17 protein-coding genes and 1 other annotated feature are annotated in these 17942 nt (G+C 38.9%); of the genes, 16 read left to right on the forward strand and 1 reads right to left on the reverse strand.

The genetic code is table 11. The features are described from left to right. Positions 1-15: 15 nt before the first annotated feature. From T529_RS0100845 to tyrS, 3 genes are all read left to right on the forward strand, one after another. Positions 16-1305, forward strand: a complete 1290-nt coding sequence (locus T529_RS0100845) for a chloride channel protein (protein WP_033161714.1) — start codon at positions 16-18, stop codon at positions 1303-1305. Then, positions 1302-1691: a hypothetical protein gene (locus T529_RS0100850; protein WP_033161715.1), complete on the forward strand. Its 390-nt coding sequence runs from the start codon at positions 1302-1304 to the stop codon at positions 1689-1691. The genes T529_RS0100845 and T529_RS0100850 overlap by 4 nt, the downstream gene beginning before the upstream one ends. Positions 1692-1745: 54 nt before the next feature. Next, positions 1746-1942, forward strand: a binding site (T-box leader). A 36-nt stretch (positions 1943-1978) separates the two neighbouring features. Then, complete coding sequence (gene tyrS / locus T529_RS0100855) at positions 1979-3205, forward strand: tyrosine--tRNA ligase (RefSeq protein ID WP_033161716.1); 1227 nt, start codon at positions 1979-1981, stop codon at positions 3203-3205. A gap of 73 nt (positions 3206-3278) precedes the next feature. Here tyrS and asnB read toward each other — a convergent pair whose 3' ends face one another. Further along, entirely contained in the window at positions 3279-4862 is a 1584-nt protein-coding gene (gene asnB / locus T529_RS0100860; protein ID WP_033161717.1) for an asparagine synthase B, read from the reverse strand. A gap of 271 nt (positions 4863-5133) precedes the next feature. On the opposite strand from asnB, the gene T529_RS0100865 reads away from it, so the two are divergent. The 13 genes from T529_RS0100865 (at position 5134) to T529_RS0100925 (ending at position 17915) form a co-directional block, all read left to right on the forward strand. Further along, positions 5134-7911, forward strand: coding sequence for an FAD-dependent oxidoreductase (locus T529_RS0100865; RefSeq protein WP_081823026.1), 2778 nt, complete (start codon positions 5134-5136; stop codon positions 7909-7911). Between the two features lie 5 nt (positions 7912-7916). Beyond that, a complete protein-coding gene (locus tag T529_RS0100870) occupies positions 7917-8267 on the forward strand; it encodes a hydrogenase maturation nickel metallochaperone HypA (protein WP_033161718.1) in 351 nt (116 codons plus the stop codon). A 27-nt stretch (positions 8268-8294) separates the two neighbouring features. Continuing rightward, positions 8295-9374, forward strand: a complete 1080-nt coding sequence (locus tag T529_RS0100875; protein WP_033161719.1) for a DUF5692 family protein — start codon at positions 8295-8297, stop codon at positions 9372-9374. A 63-nt stretch (positions 9375-9437) separates the two neighbouring features. Next, on the forward strand, positions 9438-10160 hold the full coding sequence (locus tag T529_RS0100880) for a FadR/GntR family transcriptional regulator (RefSeq protein WP_033161720.1): 723 nt from the start codon (positions 9438-9440) through the stop codon (positions 10158-10160). Between the two features lie 3 nt (positions 10161-10163). Beyond that, the gene (gene hypB / locus T529_RS0100885; RefSeq protein WP_033161721.1) at positions 10164-10841 is read left to right on the forward strand and encodes a hydrogenase nickel incorporation protein HypB; all 678 of its coding nucleotides are present in this window, start codon (positions 10164-10166) and stop codon (positions 10839-10841) included. A 1-nt stretch (position 10842) separates the two neighbouring features. Next, positions 10843-11502, forward strand: a complete 660-nt coding sequence (gene hypB, locus T529_RS0100890; protein WP_033161722.1) for a hydrogenase nickel incorporation protein HypB — start codon at positions 10843-10845, stop codon at positions 11500-11502. Positions 11503-11580: 78 nt separating this feature from the next. Further along, positions 11581-12420: a tRNA pseudouridine(55) synthase TruB gene (truB, locus tag T529_RS0100895; RefSeq protein WP_033161723.1), complete on the forward strand. Its 840-nt coding sequence runs from the start codon at positions 11581-11583 to the stop codon at positions 12418-12420. Next, entirely contained in the window at positions 12420-13334 is a 915-nt protein-coding gene (gene ribF, locus T529_RS0100900) for a riboflavin biosynthesis protein RibF (RefSeq protein WP_033161724.1), read from the forward strand. Before truB ends, ribF begins: the two co-directional genes overlap by 1 nt. 52 nt (positions 13335-13386) lie before the next feature. Beyond that, a complete protein-coding gene (locus T529_RS0100905) occupies positions 13387-14175 on the forward strand; it encodes a putative ABC transporter permease (RefSeq protein ID WP_051646786.1) in 789 nt (262 codons plus the stop codon). Continuing rightward, positions 14162-14614, forward strand: coding sequence for an HD domain-containing protein (locus T529_RS0100910; protein WP_033161725.1), 453 nt, complete (start codon positions 14162-14164; stop codon positions 14612-14614). Before T529_RS0100905 ends, T529_RS0100910 begins: the two co-directional genes overlap by 14 nt. A 227-nt stretch (positions 14615-14841) precedes the next feature. Further along, positions 14842-15108: a 30S ribosomal protein S15 gene (rpsO, locus tag T529_RS0100915; protein WP_033161726.1), complete on the forward strand. Its 267-nt coding sequence runs from the start codon at positions 14842-14844 to the stop codon at positions 15106-15108. Between the two features lie 103 nt (positions 15109-15211). Beyond that, positions 15212-17356, forward strand: coding sequence for a polyribonucleotide nucleotidyltransferase (pnp, locus tag T529_RS0100920; RefSeq protein ID WP_033161727.1), 2145 nt, complete (start codon positions 15212-15214; stop codon positions 17354-17356). Beyond that, complete coding sequence (locus T529_RS0100925) at positions 17337-17915, forward strand: Maf family protein (protein WP_033161728.1); 579 nt, start codon at positions 17337-17339, stop codon at positions 17913-17915. The genes pnp and T529_RS0100925 overlap by 20 nt, the downstream gene beginning before the upstream one ends. Positions 17916-17942 lie beyond the last annotated feature (27 nt).

The following is a 17942-nucleotide window of genomic DNA, read 5'->3' on the forward strand; positions in this document are numbered from 1 at the left end:
ACGAGGGGGAATTTTATGAATGATTATAAAAAGCTTTTTGACCATGATATAAAAGCAACATGGCTTTATATAAAGGTTGGCGTGAAGTGGCTGGTTATGGCCTTGCTGGTGGCAGCCGTATGTGGACCAATCGGTGCACTTTTTTCTGAAAGCATTGTCTATGTTACAAAACTGAGACATATCCATCCCTGGCTGCTCTATTTTCTGCCGCTAGCTGGTCTTGTGATTGTCTTTATGTATGAACGTTTTCATGTTGCAGGAATGGGGACGAATAATATTATTAAGGCGGCTAGACATGGGACAGTGCTGAATGCTTTGCTTATACCAGCTATCTTTGTTAGTACTGTGATCACGCATTTATTTGGTGGTTCAGCAGGCAGGGAAGGTGCTGCCTTACAGATTGGCGGGGGCATTGCCAATTATATCGGACGAATCCTGCATATGAAAAAAGAAGATTTTAAAATTATGACCCGTGTTGGCATGGCAAGCTTCTTCTCCGCTCTTTTTGGAACACCGCTTGCAGCCGCAGCATTTGGGACAATGGTCGTCAATGTCGGTGACGTTCCTTACTCAGCTATATTACCAGGACTGATTTCTTCTATTACATCAGCCTATATTGCGCGGATTCTTGGTGGGGAAGTTGTGCAGTTTAAAGTTATGGCACCTGCATATCATCCTTTCATGTATATCAAGATTATTATTCTCGCTATTCTATGTGCGATTGTTTCTATAATCTTTGTTAAGACATTGATTTATGTCCACAAGTTTATGACAACATATATTAAAAATAGTTATATAAGAATTCTTGTTGGTGGATGCTTGGTTGTTGTATTGACATTACTTATTGGCAATACGGATTATAATGGAGCAGGCATGGATATTATTGAAAAGGCGATTGTCCATGGTGAAGTGAAGCCAACGGCCTTCTTAATGAAAATCATCTTTACAGCTATTACACTGGAATCTGGCTATAAGGGTGGGGAGGTTGTGCCATCATTCTTCATTGGTGCGACCTTTGGCTGTTTTGCAGCTAAGCTTCTTGGCATCCCAGCTGGCTTTGGGGCAGCAATTGGCATGATTGGCATTTTTGGGGCAGCGACAAATAGCTTCCTATCGCCACTTTTCTTAGCGATGGAAGTCTTCCAAGGTGTCGGTTTGCTTTATTTTGCCTTGGCAGCGATTATTTGTTTCATCTTCTCAGGCTATTCAGGTCTCTATACATCCCAGCGTATTATCTTCTCAAAGGTTGGAACAATGCGTGTTGATGCCAATCCTAACCTCTATCATACTGGGGACAAGAAATGATCTATCTTGGTATTGCATGGATCATTATTATCATTGTATTTATCTTGAGTTATCGCCGGCTTTTTTTAAGAATTTGGGGAATACGTGTACCAGCAAGTATCGTTGGATATCAGCTTTTAGAGGAAAATAAGCATGGGGATGTCTATTGTTTCAAAGTGCTTTATCGTCATCAAGGTATGATTTATAAGGCTAATAGTCTTGAAACATTTACACTGCCTCATGGCCACTATCCCTTTGGCCATCGTAATGAATATGTTGAGGCTTATTTTTATCGAAGAAATCCTGATCAGGTTATGATTGCTTCAATAACCTATCCGCAAACATATTCGCTTCTTCTGCTTTTAATGGCAGGTGTCCTTGCAATCATCGGATTGTATCATTTGTAGTAGGTTAATTCTATGTTGGTTGTTGACAAGAGGCTTTAACTTTACTAAACTATTGTTATCGCTATGAAGAAGACAAGTAGTTATAGAGTTTGTTGTAGAGAACTTATGGGTGGTGTAAATAAGTACAAATACTATAATGAATACACTTTGGAGCTTCTAAGTGCAAAGCTTAGACGGTGTGTGCATCGTTAACAAAGATAAGTGCCTGCTTAGCAGGAATAAAGGTGGTAACGCGAGAATTCGTCCTTTGTAAGGAGGAATTCTCTTTTTTATTTAAGGAGGATAAGATGGGTATTTATGAAGAATTAGAATGGCGTGGGCTGATCAAGGATGTCTCTTCGCCAGAGTTAAGAGAAAAGCTTAATAAGGGTGGTATGACTTTCTATATCGGTACAGATCCTACTGGTGATTCATTGCATATTGGACACTTTTCAAGCTTTCTTATTTCTAAAAGATTAAAAGAGGCTGGACATAATCCTATTCTTTTAGTTGGTGGAGGTACTGGCCTAATTGGTGATCCGAAGCCAACAGCAGAAAGACCAATGATTACATATGAACAGGTCCAGCATAACTTTGAATGCTTAAAGAAGCAGGCCAGTGATATCTTTGGTTTTGAAGTTGTCAATAACTACGACTGGTATAAAGACATGAACTTCATTGACTTCTTACGTGATTATGGCAAGTATTTCAATGTCAATTACATGCTCAACAAAGAAATCATCAAGAGCAGACTTGATGAAGGTATCACATTTGCTGAATTCTCTTATATGATTATGCAGGCAATGGATTTCTTTGTCCTACATCAAACAAGAGGCGTTGATATGCAGGTTGCTGGTCAGGACCAGTGGGGCAATATTACAGCCGGTATTGAACTAACACGTAAGAAGACAGGAGAAGAGCTCTATGGTATGACAATGCCATTATTGACAAAGAGCGATGGTACAAAGTTTGGTAAGTCTGAAGGCAAGGCTATCTGGCTTGATCGTGAAAAGACTTCACCATATGAAATGTATCAGTTCTTCTTGAATTCGGAAGATGAAAAGGTTATTGATTACCTGAAGTTCTTAACATTCTTGGATAAGGATGAAATCATGCGCTTAGAGCAGTCAAATAAAGAAGAACCACATAAAAGAGAAGCACATAAGGCTTTGGCAAGAGAAGTCATTACCTTCCTTCATGGAGCTGATGCCTATGATGAAGCAGTAAATATTTCTAAAATGCTATTCTCTGGTGAGATTGCCAATTTGACTTATGAACAGGTTAAGTCATGCTTTGCCTCTGTGCCATCTGTTGAAGTAGATGAAGACATGCAGATTCTTAATGCTTTAGTCAAATGTGGTGCAGCTTCTTCAAATCGTGAAGCGCGTCAGTTTGTCAAGGGCGGATCTGTTCTTGTCAATGGACAGAAAGTGACTGACGAAAAGTTTGTTGTCAGCAAGGCCAATGCCTATGGCAATAAAGCGACAGTCATTCGTCGTGGCAAGAAGAAATATTTCGTTATTAATCATAAATAATCAAAAAGCTCTCAAGTTAAATCTTGGGAGCTTTTATGATAAAGAAAAGAAGCACAAAGGCTTCTTTTAAAAGTTATTTTCCAGAATCACCATAGTTGGCAAGAACTCTTGCACTTGGATCATCGACATTGCAGTTTTCCCAAGTCTTGTTAGGCATCCAGAAGTCTTTGACCCATTTTGCCTGACCGGGATAGAATTCTTCAAAGATATCACGGTAAAGAAGGGATTCTTTGGTAAATGGTGTACAGTATGGATATTTCTCTTTAGCTTTCACGAGATCTTCATCGCTATAGAGGCTATTGGCATATTCCTTGAGGTCATCAACCATGCTATGACCAACAGCATCGGAGAAGGCTGCTTTTTCACGCATTAGGATATCATCTGGTAATAATCCTGTTCCTTCAAAGGCATGACGCAAAAGATATTTTCCTTTGTTGTAGGTATTCATCTTTTTCGCTGGATCAATGCTCATCGCATATTCGACAAAGGCTGTATCGGCAAAAGGTACACGTCCTTCAAGCGAGTTAGCAGAAATGCAACGATCAGCTCTTAAGACATCATACATATAAAGTTCACGAATACGCTTTGCAGATTCTTCTTGGAATTCCTCAGGAGATGGGGCAAAGTCTGTATACTTGTAGCCAAAGATTTCATCGCTGACTTCACCAGTCAGGATAACTTTGATGTCAGTATTCTTATGAATATACTCACATAAAATAAACATACCAAGTGATGCCCTGATAGTCGTAATGTCAAAAGTCTCTAACTGACGAATGACTTCTTTCAGGTGGCCAAGAACATCTTCTCTCGTCATGATGACTTCAGTATGATCTGAGCCAATATATTCAGCAACTTCTTTCGCATATTTTAAGTCAATTGGATTACGGTCCATTCCGATTGCAAAAGTCTTGATGGGCTTATCGTTGTTTTCTGCAGCAATCGCACAAACTAATGATGAATCAAGTCCGCCTGAAAGCAGGTAGCCAATTGGTGCATCGGATTGCAGACGCTTGATAACTGAAGCTGTCAGCAGACTATTAAGCTTTGTTGCAATCTGTTCAATGTCATCTTCAACATACATCTTGACATCACCAAGATCGTTATATTTTACAAACTTTTCACCATCATAATAAGAACCAGGTTCAAAAGGCATAATATCATGACAAAGAGGGAAGAGCGCTTTTGCTGTTGAGGCAAAGGCAATTTTACCTTCTTTTGTATAGCCATAAAACATTGGACGAATGCCCATCGGATCTCTTGCTGCCATCATTTTTCCACTTTGTGCATCCTTGATGACAAAGGCAAACTCTCCATCAAGCATACGGCAAAGAATATCTAATCCATATTTTCTATATAAAGGCAAGAGTACTTCGCAATCACTATCACTCTTGCAAGTGTAACTTTCTTCTAAATTTTTCTTTAAAGCAGGGTAATTATAGATTTCACCATTACACACAAGTTCGCAGTCATTATAATTGAAGGGCTGCATTCCTTTTTCTGATAAATCCATGATGGATAAACGCGCAAAGCCGAATGTAGACTCGTCAAAGAGTTCAACACGACTCATATCAGGACCGCGATCATCAACCATGTGTAATGCTTGCTTGAATTGTTCAAGAGGGTATTCTCTTGAATCCATCGTTAAAAAAACACACATATCTATGTCCTCCACTTTTAAATTTTTCTCATCATACAATTTTCTTATCCATTAGTCAATAAATTATTTTTGCATTAATAATTAAATATTAGAGAAAAGAGAAATCTAAGGGCTTACAATTCGCTTTAAAAGGTAGTTGAGCTATAGAAAGGGCGAAAACTAAAAGGCTTACAATTCGGCTATGGACAAATATAGGATAGAATGTTAAAATATTAACAACGTGGACATACCACGATAAAGAATGAGAAATATTTTAAAGGAGAATTGTAAAATGGGGGCTAAAGGAGATCCAAATTATCCACTTCGTCCGGAAATTGCGAATGTGGATGGTCCAATGCGTGAACCTGTTGCGAAATTGGGAAAGCTCGTCACGGATAGAATACCTATCAAGCTTGGTTTACAAAAAATCACAAAGGATGATCCAGAATATTGGGCAGTAGCACGCTTATGTACTGATGAAGAAGCTGAACTCGCTTTAAAATTTGGCGGTATTCGTAAACCAAAGACATTTGCTCAGCTAAAAAAGATATCCGGTATTGAGGACACAAAGCTGCAGGAAATGCTGGATCATATGTCTTATACTGGTCTAATTGAATGGAATTATGAGAATCCACAACATGAAAAACAATATGTCTTACCAATGTTTGTACCTGGTTCAGGGGAATTCTCAAACATGAATAAGGACTTGATTGAGGAACATCCAGAACTTGGTATGTTCTTTGAACATATGACACGTTTACCACTTGAAAAGGTGACGAAGATTGTTCCTCCAGGAGGAGCGGGCATTGGCATGCATGTTATTCCTGTTGAGAAGGCCATTGCTATGAATAATGAAGCCATTGGTGTCGAAAAGATTTCTCACTGGCTTGATAAATATGAAGGCAAGTACGCTAAATCACCATGTTCCTGTCGTCGTAGTAGAAAAACCTATGATGAAGGATGCGGTGATGATGAAGAAGGTTGGTGTATTGCTGTTGGGGATATGGCTGATTATGTTGTTGAAACAAATAAAGGCGGTGTCTATATTACCCGTGAGGAAGCCATGGATATTTTCAAACGTGCTGAAGATAATGGCTTTGTCCATCAGATTACAAACATTGATGGTGAAAACAAGATCTTTGCGATTTGTAACTGCAACGTCAATGTATGTTATGCCTTAAGAACTTCATTATTGTTTAATACACCAAACTTATCACGTTCGGCTTATGTCGCTCATGTTGATAGTGCAAAGTGTGTCGCTTGCGGACGTTGCGTAGAGTTCTGTCCAGCCGGTGCCTTGAAGCTTGGTCAGAAACTTTGTAAGAAAGATGGCAGCGCTGTAAACTATCCAAAACATGACCTGCCTTGGGATAGAAAGTGGAGCGAAAATGATTGGGATTGGGATTATCGTGATCATAACCGTATCGAAGCTCACCGCAGTGGTACAGCACCATGTAAGACAGCCTGTCCTGCTCATATTGCCGTTCAGGGATATCTTAAAATGGCTGCTGAAGGCAGATATACTGATGCCCTAGCGCTTATTAAGAAAAACAATCCACTTCCTGCTATCTGTGGTCATATCTGTAATCGACGCTGTGAAGATGCATGTACAAGAGGCACTATTGATGAGGCAGTGGCAATTGATGAAGTCAAGAAATTCATTGCCATGCATGACCTCAATAGTGAAACAAGATATATCCCTAAGAAAGTCATTCCTCGTGTTGATGGCGATTTCTCTCAAGATAAGGTTGCTATTATCGGGGCAGGGCCTGCCGGTCTTTCATGCGCTTATTATCTAGCTGAGAAAGGCTATCAGCCTACAATCTTTGAAAAGAATGAAAAACCTGGTGGTATGCTTGTCTATGGTATTCCATCCTATAAGCTTGAAAAAGATATTATTCAGGCGGAAATTGATATTATCAAAGAAATGGGTGTTGAAATCAAGACAGGTATTGAAGTGGGTAAAGATATTACTATTGATGCTTTACGAAAGCAAGGCTATAAGGCATTCTATCTTGCGATTGGAGCTCAGGGAGGCAGAAGCATCCAGGTGTCTGGTGAAGACGGTCAGGGCGTTGTCAGTGCAGTTGATTTCCTTAAAGAAATCAATGCTACTGAAAGCTATGTCTTGAAGGGTGATGTTGTCGTTGTTGGTGGTGGCAATGTTGCCATTGACTGTTCACGCGATGGACGTCGTGTTGGTGCCCATGTCACGCAGGTTTCCCTAGAAACAAGAGACATCATGCCAGCAAGCGAAGAAGAAGTTGAAGAAGCCTTGGAAGATGGTGTCAAGATGTGCTTTGGCTGGGGTCCAAAGGAGATTCTCAAAAACGAGAACAACGAAGTAACAGGTATCGTCTTTAAGAAATGTCTGTCGGTAAAGGATGAGAGCGGCCGCTTCAATCCACAATATGATGAAGATGATACGATGACAATTTCATGCGGACATGTTGTTTTAGCAGTTGGTCAGAGCATTGTCTGGGGTGACTTGCTGAAAGGTGAAAATGTTGAACTTGATCGTCGTGGATGTGTCGTTGCGAACAAGGAAACATATCAGACAAGCCAGCCTGATATCTTTGCTGGTGGGGATGTTTATACAGGACCTAAGTTTGCGATTGATGCTATTGCAGCTGGTAAGGAAGGAGCCATTTCTATTCACCGCTTTGTTCAGCCACATACATCACTTACAATTGGACGTAACAAGAATGATTATGTTGAACTGGATAAAGAGAATATTCTAGTTGAATCATATGATAATGGGAAACGTCAGGTTCCTGCTAAGAAAGCCAATACTAAGCCATTAAGCTTTAGAGACTATCAAGAAGTCTTTACTGAAGAGCAGGTGAAGAAAGAAGCTGCGCGCTGCTTAAGTTGTGGCAAGACTGTTGTGGATGAAAATCACTGCGTTGGATGTGGTATCTGTACGACAAAATGTGAATTTGATGCCATTCATTTAGAAAGAGATCATCCTGAATGTTCAACAATGCGTAAGAGTGAAGATAAGATGCGTTATATTCTCCCTTATGCAGCTAAGCAAGCCATTCATATTAAATTTGGGAAGAAGAAGTGATCTAAATGCATGAATTAGGTGTTGTATTTAAGATTATTGATGATTTAGAAGAGGTTGCACAAGAGAACGATCTGAAAAAGATCAGCACTGTAACCCTCTCACTTGGGGAAGTATCAACGGTCATACCGGAATACTTAGAAGATTGCTGGAAATGGGCAAGACAAAGAACGGATCTTTTAAAAGATGCGGAACTGAAAATTGAGACCATTCCAGCCATCACTTACTGCAGCAATTGCAAGCAGACATATGAGACAGTAAAATATGCCAAAATATGCCCACATTGCGGCAGTGATCAGACTTGGCTTATACAGGGAAATGAATTTCTGATCAAAGAAATTGAAGTACCTGATGAGTAGATTGAAATAAGACTTGGGAGGTTATTTATGTTATTTCAATTATATGGTGACACAGCCCTCTGGCAGATTCTTGGCTGGATTCTTGTATTTGTGGGCTTGATTGTCATGAATGAAATCGGAAGACGTACAGTCAAAGGTGGTATTGCTGTATTTGTTGTTCTTCCACTTGCTTTAACAGCTTATTTTATTGCCATCAAGATTGGGGCAATGGCCCATGCAAGCTGGGCGCTAAATAATCCAACACATGTTTATATGAATGGCTGGTTCCATTATGCTAAGCTTTATGCTGCTGATATTGGATGCGTTGGTTTCTTGATGCTCAAATACCAATGGGGACTTGGTAAAAAGGAATGGTTTAAGCCATGGCCATTTATTATTGTTGCAATTAATATCTTGATTGCTGTCGCATCTGACTTCGAATCAGCTTATAATGGATTTGTAGCAGGTGGCATGGCTGGTGGATGGTGGAAGTCCACTGAGGATGTCTGGCTTTATGGCGGCTGGTGGAATGTTGTCAACGGCATTGCCGGTCTCTTGAATATTCTCTGCATGACAGGCTGGTGGGGTATCTATACTTCGAAGAAGAAGGATGATATGCTTTGGCCTGATATGACAATCTGGTTTATTTTAGCCTATGATATCTGGAATTTCACTTATACTTATTGTAATTTACCAACTCACACATGGTATTGCGGGGTTGCTCTCTTATTGGCCCCAACATTTGCGAATGCCTTCTGGAATAAAGGTGGATGGATTCAAAATAGAGCTAATACCTTAGCTGTCTGGTGCATGTTTGCTCAGGTTTTCCCACTCTTCCAGATTACAAAGCCTTTCTCAGTGTTACCTTCTCTTTACAAAGGAGCAGTAGCTCACGGTGTAACAGCTTTTGATATGACAAAAATCAATTCCATCAAAGCTTTAACCGAAGCTGGCATTACAGCTAATCCAACAGCACAGGGTGTTGTTGCCTTGCTTGCACTTGCGATGAACGTGATTACTTTAGCTGTTATTTTCAAAAGAGCGAAACAACAGCATAAGAATCCATACACACATGAAATCTTTACTGGTACACGTGATTTTGAAGAAGCTATCGCTAGAAAAGCCTAAAATACTGAACACAATCAACACCTGCCAGTAGTTCTGACAGGTGTTTTCTATAAGGAGGATATCATGAAATTTGAAAAGCTTACAGTCCCAACACAGCGCGAACTCTTTATTAAGAAAATGCAGGAAATGATTCTTTCTGGCGAATTACCAGCGCATAGCCGGATTCCTCCAGAACGCGATCTTGCCAAGCAAATGGGCATTAGCCGCAGCGTTGTCAATACAGGGATTGCTATACTTGAATATCAGGGATTTTTACAAGTGATCAATCGTCAAGGTACTTTTGTTGCGGACTATAAGAAGACGGCAAGTATCGAGACACTTAATGCTATTATGCGTCTTAAGGGAGATGTCCTAACTGATCATGATATACGTTCCATTTTAGAAATTAGATGGGCATTAGAAAAGCTGACCATGCGTAATGCTCTAGAGCTAAGCGAAAATGATCTTGAGAAGCTTAGAGTCATTGTCGAAAATATCAAGACTTCTACATCCTACTATGAGGCTTCATGCCATGCTCTTGATTTCCAGATCACGATGGCAGATATGGGAGAAAATGATATGCTCGGCTTGATTATTACTACATTCCGTAATCCATGTATTGCCATGTGGATGCGATTTTGCAAGATCTATGGCATTGAGAAACTCTATATGCACACAAGAACATCGTGGGAGCTTTTAAAAAAGCGTGATTATAACGGAGCTCTGGAATGGATTGAAACCTTCACAAAAGAGGCTATTGATGGTAAATATACGCTCTATGAAAAAGATATGAGAAAGCAGGGATAAGAGATGAATAAAAGAGAATATGAAATCCTCGAGACAAAAGAGAATATACTAGCGGATAATAATTTAAGTGCTAATTGTGTACGTGAAGAACTGAAGAAGCATAAAGTCTTTATGGTGAATCTGATGGCTTCCCCAGGTGCTGGAAAAACAACACTTCTTGTACGGACAATTAACGAACTAAAAGATCAATATCGCATTGGTGTCATGGAAGCGGATGTCGATAGCGATGTCGATACAGCTGCCGTTGTCAAAGCGGGAGCAAAGGCATTACAGCTTCATACAGGCGGTAGCTGCCATATGGATGCAGACATGACCATGCGTGGCATAACTGCATTAGGACTTGATGATCTTGATGTGCTTTTCTTGGAAAATGTTGGTAATTTAGTCTGTCCGGCTGAATTTGATGTCGGTGCAACAAAGAAAGTTACAATCCTTTCCGTGCCTGAGGGAGATGATAAGCCTTTAAAGTATCCGTTGATGTTTGAAGTGACAGATTTACTTCTGGTAGGAAAAATGGATGTATTGCCTGTCTTTGATTTCGATATTGAAAGATGCAAGAGCTATGTTGCCAAGCTCAATGATCATATTGATGTTATTCCGCTTTCACAAAAGACAGGAGAAGGCTTTGAAGCATGGATCGAATGGCTAAAAGAACAGATAGAAATGGTAAAAGGTGAGTAGAATGAGAGTTATTGAATTAAATCAATCCGTTACAGCATCAAATGACAAAGATGCTGACAACTTGAGAAAAGAAATGCATGAAGCACATATTTTACTTTTAAACCTTATGTCATCACCCGGTTCAGGCAAGACAACGTTGCTTTCACGTATCATTACGGATATGAAGAATGATTTACGTATTGGTGTCATGGAGGCTGATATCGCAAGTGATGTCGATGCCTTAAAAATTGAGGCATTGGGGGCAAAGGCATTGCAGGCACACACCGATGGTATGTGTCATATGGATGCGGGGATGACAAGAAGGGCTTATGAAGCCCTTGAAGGAAAAGATCTTGATATCATCTTTTTAGAAAATGTTGGTAATTTAATATGTCCAGCAGAATTTGATACGGGTGCTTCTCTTAATATGATGATTTTAAGTGTACCTGAAGGGGATGATAAGCCGCTTAAGTATCCATTGATGTTTGAAAAGAGCGATGTTCTTGTCGTTACGAAGATGGATACATTGGACTATTTTGACTTTGATCTTGAAAAGGTCATTGCCCGAGTTAAGAAACTTAACCCATCAATAAAGATTTTCCCCATCTCCGCAAAAACTGGTCAAGGCATGCAAGCCTTGGAAGATTATCTTCAAGAATCATTCAAGCAATGGACATTATAAAGGCACAATGTGCCTTTTTGTTTTCTCCATTGTTTCATTTTGTTTGGAATTTTGGTATGATGAGAAACGGTGAAGAAAATGAATGATGGATTAATAATTATTAATAAACCAGCTGGTTATACAAGCCACGATATTGTTAATATCGTCAGAAAGACATTGCATACAAAGAAAGTCGGACATGCTGGGACACTGGATCCTGATGCCATGGGTGTCTTAGTTGTTGCAGTCAATAAGGCCACAAAAGCCCTGCAGTTTCTAACAGCTGAAAATAAAGAATATATCGCAACATTGAAACTAGGAGCATCAACTGACACAATGGATGCATCAGGCACTGTGCTAGATGAAAAGATATTTCATGGCTATGATAATCTCATAGAGGTACTCGATAGTTTTCTTGGTGACAGCATGCAAGTCCCACCAATGTATTCCGCAATCAAGATCAATGGCAAGAAGCTTTATGAATATGCCAGAGAAGGCAAAGAAGTCAAGGTTGACCCTCGACCTATTCATATTGATGAGATCAAGCTTCTTAAGGAAGAAGATGATGAAATCACTTTTCGCGTAAACTGTTCAAAGGGGACATATATCAGAAGTTTATGTTTTGATATTGCTAAAAAGCTAGGTTATCCAGGATATATGAAAACACTGATTAGAAGTCGTAGCGGGGATTTTGATTTAAGTCAGGGCTGTACGCTTGATGAACTTAAAGAAGGTCATTATAAAATGATAGCTTTAAAAGATGCTTTTGCATCAATGGACCACTATATCCTAGAAGATGAAAGTATTGCCTTAAATGGCAAACGGATTAACGAAAGCTATGATCATAATATTGCCGTTTTCAATAAAAAGGGTGATATTCTTGCTATATACGGACCGGATGGTGCAGGCAGGATGAAAAGCCTGAGGGGGTTGTTTTAATGGAAGTCATTGATTTAAAACTCCACGATCTTCCTCATCTCACTGACAATTATGTCGTTGCGATAGGTTTTTTTGATGGACTGCATCTTGGTCATCAGAAGCTTATTGAAGAAGTCAAGCGTGTAAGCGTCAAAAAGAACTATAAGTCAGCTGTCATGACTTTTGATCAGCATCCGCTTGTTGTTTTAAAAGGGGAAGAAAGACGTTATCTGACAAGTAGCTTGGATCGTGATAGAATTCTTGAAAAACTCGGGATAGAAACATTATTTGTCATTCACTTTTCAAGTGAAGTTGCCTCATTGTCCCCAGAAGATTTTATTGCTCAATATATTATTGGCTTGCATATTAAACATGTTGTTGTGGGCTTTGATTTCCATTTTGGCAATAAGAATAGTGGTGATGTACATAGTTTAGAAGGTCATGGCTTTGAACTCTCTGTAGTTCCACCGGTTATGTATGATGAAAAAGTTAAAGTTTCATCAACACTTATCAAAAGCTTATTACATTCCGGTCATATTCGCGATGCCAACAAATTGCTGACAAGAGATTATACGATTACTGGCGAAGTTATTCACGGCAAGGCAAGAGGAAGACTTATTGGTTTTCCGACAGCTAATGTTGCAATTGGCAAATATTGCTATCTTGCCAAAGGTGTTTATGGCGTTGAAGTAGAAGTAAAAGGCAAACGTTATAAGGGCATGGCCAATATCGGTATGAATCCAACTTTCAATGATATCTTTGAAATGTCATTAGAGATCTATATATTTGATTTCCATGAAGATATTTATGGAGAAATAATGCGTGTCTTTTTCAAATTTTTTGAACGACCAGAAGAGCGCTTTAATGATGTTGATGATTTAATCAAAGAAATGCAGCATGATGAAGCCTATATTCGTAAAGCTTTAGACATTTAGTCTATTGCTTTTTTCTTAAAAGAGGATAAACTAGTGAATTGGAGAGGATAATATGATTATTAGTCAGTATATCGTAGGTTTTGTCATATTTAGCTTTTTTGGCTGGGTATGGGAATCATTCTATTGCATGATGAATACCGGAAAGTGGGAGAATCGCGGGTTTCTTTTTGGGCCCTATTGTCCAATCTATGGTCTTGCCGTCATGATTGCTTATTTTATTTTCACTGCTGGTTTATTTCCTGTAACAACAAGCAGTAGTCCCTTAACAGTCTTCCTGATTTGTATGTTTGGTTCAGCCATTATTGAATATATTACTAGCTATATCCTTGAGAAAAAATATCATGCCAGATGGTGGGATTATTCCAAGTTGCCTTTTAATATTAAAGGACGTATTGCTTTGCCAATATCGATTGCCTTTGGTTTAGCAGGCATTGTTGTTGTCAGATATCTTTTGCCTCTATTGCAATCCTACAAGCCGCATGGACCGTCACTAGTCATTGAAGGCTTATCACTGTTTTTCGTTTTTATCATGAGTACTGATTTTGGCATTACGCTTGCATCTCTTTCAGAAATCACAAATCGACTTAATGAAGTTGAAAATGAATTTGGCGATCGTGTCCAGTGGGCATATGATCGTATTGGTGAAAGCAAGATGGAATTACAGGATCAGGTTGAGAGCTATTCAGAATATATTAAAATGCGTGTTAATGAAGCAGCCAGTCACATGTCGTTTAGAGAAGCGAGATTGATGCATAAAGTAAAATTCACTGCACCTAATAAAGGCTTCATTGCGAAAAAACTAGAAGGACTTGTAAAAGGAAGAAAGAATGACAGAAAATAACACTTTTCATCAAACAATCAAAGAAATAGAAACAAATTCACGTGTCTATCTTATGCATAATTATATCCAGCATGGATCAATTACGACCTATGATCATTGCTTATCAGTAGCCTCTATGAGCTACTGGCTAAATCGCAAATTTCATCTGCATAGTGATGAAAAACAGCTTATTCGTGGAGCATTTCTACATGATTATTTCCTTTATGACTGGCATCATTATGAAGGCAATCTTCATGGCTTCAGTCATCCACATACTGCACTCATTAATGCAAGAGAGGATTTCATGCTGACAAGAAAAGAAGAAAATATCATAAGAAGTCATATGTGGCCATTGACATTCTGGCATTATCCACAATCACGAGAAGCAGTGATTGTTTGTCTGGCAGATAAGATTGTTTCTACAAAGGAAACATTATTTAAACGTAAAAAGATTGCTTAAAGTATTTATTTATGAATTTAATTAATGAATAATTGGATAATTAGAAACAGGAGACAATACATTATACTTATCTATGAATTTTCACTATTTAAGGATGTTCAATGCGAAAACCTTTGACTTTATCAAGTAAATCTATATAATAGTCATTGCGGCAAGTACTCAGAGGCGCGTACCTCTTACGACCTACTTGGTTCTTGCTATGTTTATATTATAGGAGGAAATGATAAATGTTAACTAAAGAAGAAAAAGCTGCAATTGTTGAAAAGTATGCACGTGGTGCTAATGACACTGGTTCTCCAGAAGTTCAGATTGCATTATTAACTGCCGACATCAACAAATTAAATGATCACTTTAAGGCTCATCCAAAGGATCATCATTCTAACCGTGGTCTTTTAAAGAAGATCGGTAAGAGAAGAGACTTAATGAAATACTTAAAGAGAGAAGATCTTGAAAGATATTCAGCATTAGTTGCTTCATTAGGATTAAGAAGATAATTTATCAAGGAGGAACAATGAAACCATTGTTCCTTTGTTTGTATTTGATAAATATATATTATGTGGAAATCATTACCATGGGGTAATGATAGAGGAGAGAAAAATGGCAAAACAAGTATTTGAAATGGATTTTTATGGCCGACATATTACGGTCGAAACTGGCGAGCTCGCAAAACAAGCAAATGGATCTGTATTAGTGCGTTATAATGATACAACAGTATTATCAACAGCTTGTGCAGGCAAGGAACCTAAGGATGTGGATTTCTTTCCATTAACTGTCACATATGAAGAAAAGATGTATGCAGTTGGTAAGATCCCTGGTTCATTCTTGAAAAGAGAAGGTCGACCTTCAACACATGGTACATTAACAGCACGTATGATTGACCGCCCAATTAGACCTTTATTTGCGGATGGCTTTAGAAACGAAGTACAGGTTGTTAATACCGTTATGTCTGTTGACCCTGAAGCAACACCTGAAATGACAGCTATGCTTGGTGCATCACTTGCATTAAGTATTTCTGATATTCCTTTCAATGGTCCTATTGCTGGTGTTAACGTTGGTTTGATTGATGGTGAATTTACTGTCAATGCTTCACCTGAGGACATGAAAAGAAGTGAAATCAACCTTGAAGTTGCGGGTACAAAGTATGCCATCAACATGGTTGAAGCGGATGCCAAAGAAGTTGATGAAGAAACAATGTTAAAGGCATTGATGTTTGGTCATGAAAGAATCAAGGAATTAATTGCTTTTGAAGAAAAGATTGTTGAAGCTGTTGGTAAGGAAAAGATGGAAATCCCACTCTTTGAATTAGACCAGAATATTGTTGATGAAGTAACAGCAATCGCCGATGAAAGAATGAAGGCGGCTATTTCCATTCCAGGTAAGCTTGAACGTTATGATGCCATTGATGCTTTAAAGGCTGAAGTTGTTGCTTCTTATGAAGAAAAAGATTTTGGCGAAGATGTTGACAAAGATGATTATATCAACCAGGTCAAGATGGTTCTTGACGACTTAGAAAGAAATGAAGTACGTCGTCTTATTACTGATGAAAAGATCAGACCTGATGGACGTCAGGTTGATGAAATCAGACCATTGAATGCCCAGGTTGACTTACTTCCAAGAGTGCATGGCTCAGCGCTGTTTACACGTGGTGAAACACAGGTTATGTCCATTGTTACTTTAGGCGCGCTAGGTGATGCCCAGAAGATCGATGGCTTAGGGGATGATGCTGATGTAACTTGGATGCATCATTATAACTTCCCACCATATTGTGTTGGAGAAGTAGGCCGTATGGGTGCTCCTGGTCGTAGAGAAATTGGCCATGGTGCATTAGGTGAACGTGCAATCAGACAGGTTATGCCTTCAACTGCAGACTTCCCATATACAGTCAGAGCAGTTGCTGAAGTATTAGAATCAAATGGTTCTTCATCACAGGCTTCTATCTGTGCTTCAACAATGGCATTGATGGCAGCTGGTGTTCCTATTAAAGCACCCGTTGCTGGGGTTGCCATGGGCTTAGTTAAGAAAGGTGATAACTATACAATCTTAACTGATATTCAAGGCATGGAAGACCATTTAGGTGATATGGACTTCAAGGTTGCAGGTACAGAGAAGGGTATCTGTGCTTTGCAGATGGATATTAAGATTGATGGTATTACTGAAGATATCTTAAGAGAAGCTTTAGCTCAGGCAAAAGGCGCAAGAAAACAAATCATGGATGTTATGTTAGCAGCTATTCCTACTCCAAGAGATCACTTATCTGAATATGCTCCTAAATATGCAACTATGCATATCGATGTTGAACAGATTAAGGATGTCATTGGTAAGGGTGGCGAAATGATCAATAAGATCATTGAAGAATGCGATAATGTCAAGATTGATATTGATGAAGAAGGTAATGTCGCAATCTATCATCATAACCAGGAAGCTATCGATAAAGCTATTCAATATATCGAAAAGATTACCAAGAAAGCTAAAGTTGGTGAAATCTATGATGGTAAGGCTGTGCGTGTTGAAGACAAATATGCCTTTATCGAACTCTTTGAAGGTACAAATGGCTTCCTTCATGTCAAGGATGTAGCCTGGGATCGTACGGATAAGGTTTCTGATGTTATTAAGCTTGGAGATATTGTCAAGGTTAAAGTAACTCAGATTACTGACAAAGGTGTAAATGTATCACGTAAAGTGCTTCTTCCTCGTCCAGTCGCAAAGAAGGAAGATAAGAAAGATGAAAACAAAGAAGCTTAAGATCATTCTTGCGAGTGCTTCACCAAGACGTAAAGAATTATTGGAAAGAGAAAGCATCAATTTTACCATTGATGCTTCTTCTATTGATGAAGTGCTTAATCCTCATTTACCAATCAAGGCAAGACTTGAAGCCTTAGCAATAGAAAAAGGTGCACCCATTCATGATCGACATCCTGATGATGTTGTTATCTCTGCTGATACAACTGTCTATCATAATGGAGAAATTATTGGCAAGCCAAAAGATGAGGAAGATGCTAAGAATATACTTCTGTCGCTTTCAAATGATACGCATATTGTTTATACTGCTGTTTCTATTTGGATAGCGAATCAAAAACACTTTTCCTGGGTTGAAGAAACTTTCGTGACATTTAAGGATATCACAAAGATGATTCCTGAATATCTAGAAAGCGGTGAATGGCAAGGTAAAGCTGGTGCTTATGGCATCCAGGGTAAAGCGGATATGTTTGTGGAAAAGGTTGAAGGTGATATCGATTCTGTCATCGGTTTACCTGTTACTAAAATTGTATCATTCTTAAAAGAAGAGGACGTTATTGACTAACGTTCTCTTTTTCTCAAACATGCTACT

The organism is Sharpea azabuensis DSM 18934 (genome assembly GCF_000702165.1).
Classification (GTDB): Bacteria; Bacillota_I; Bacilli_A; order Erysipelotrichales; family Coprobacillaceae; genus Sharpea; species Sharpea azabuensis.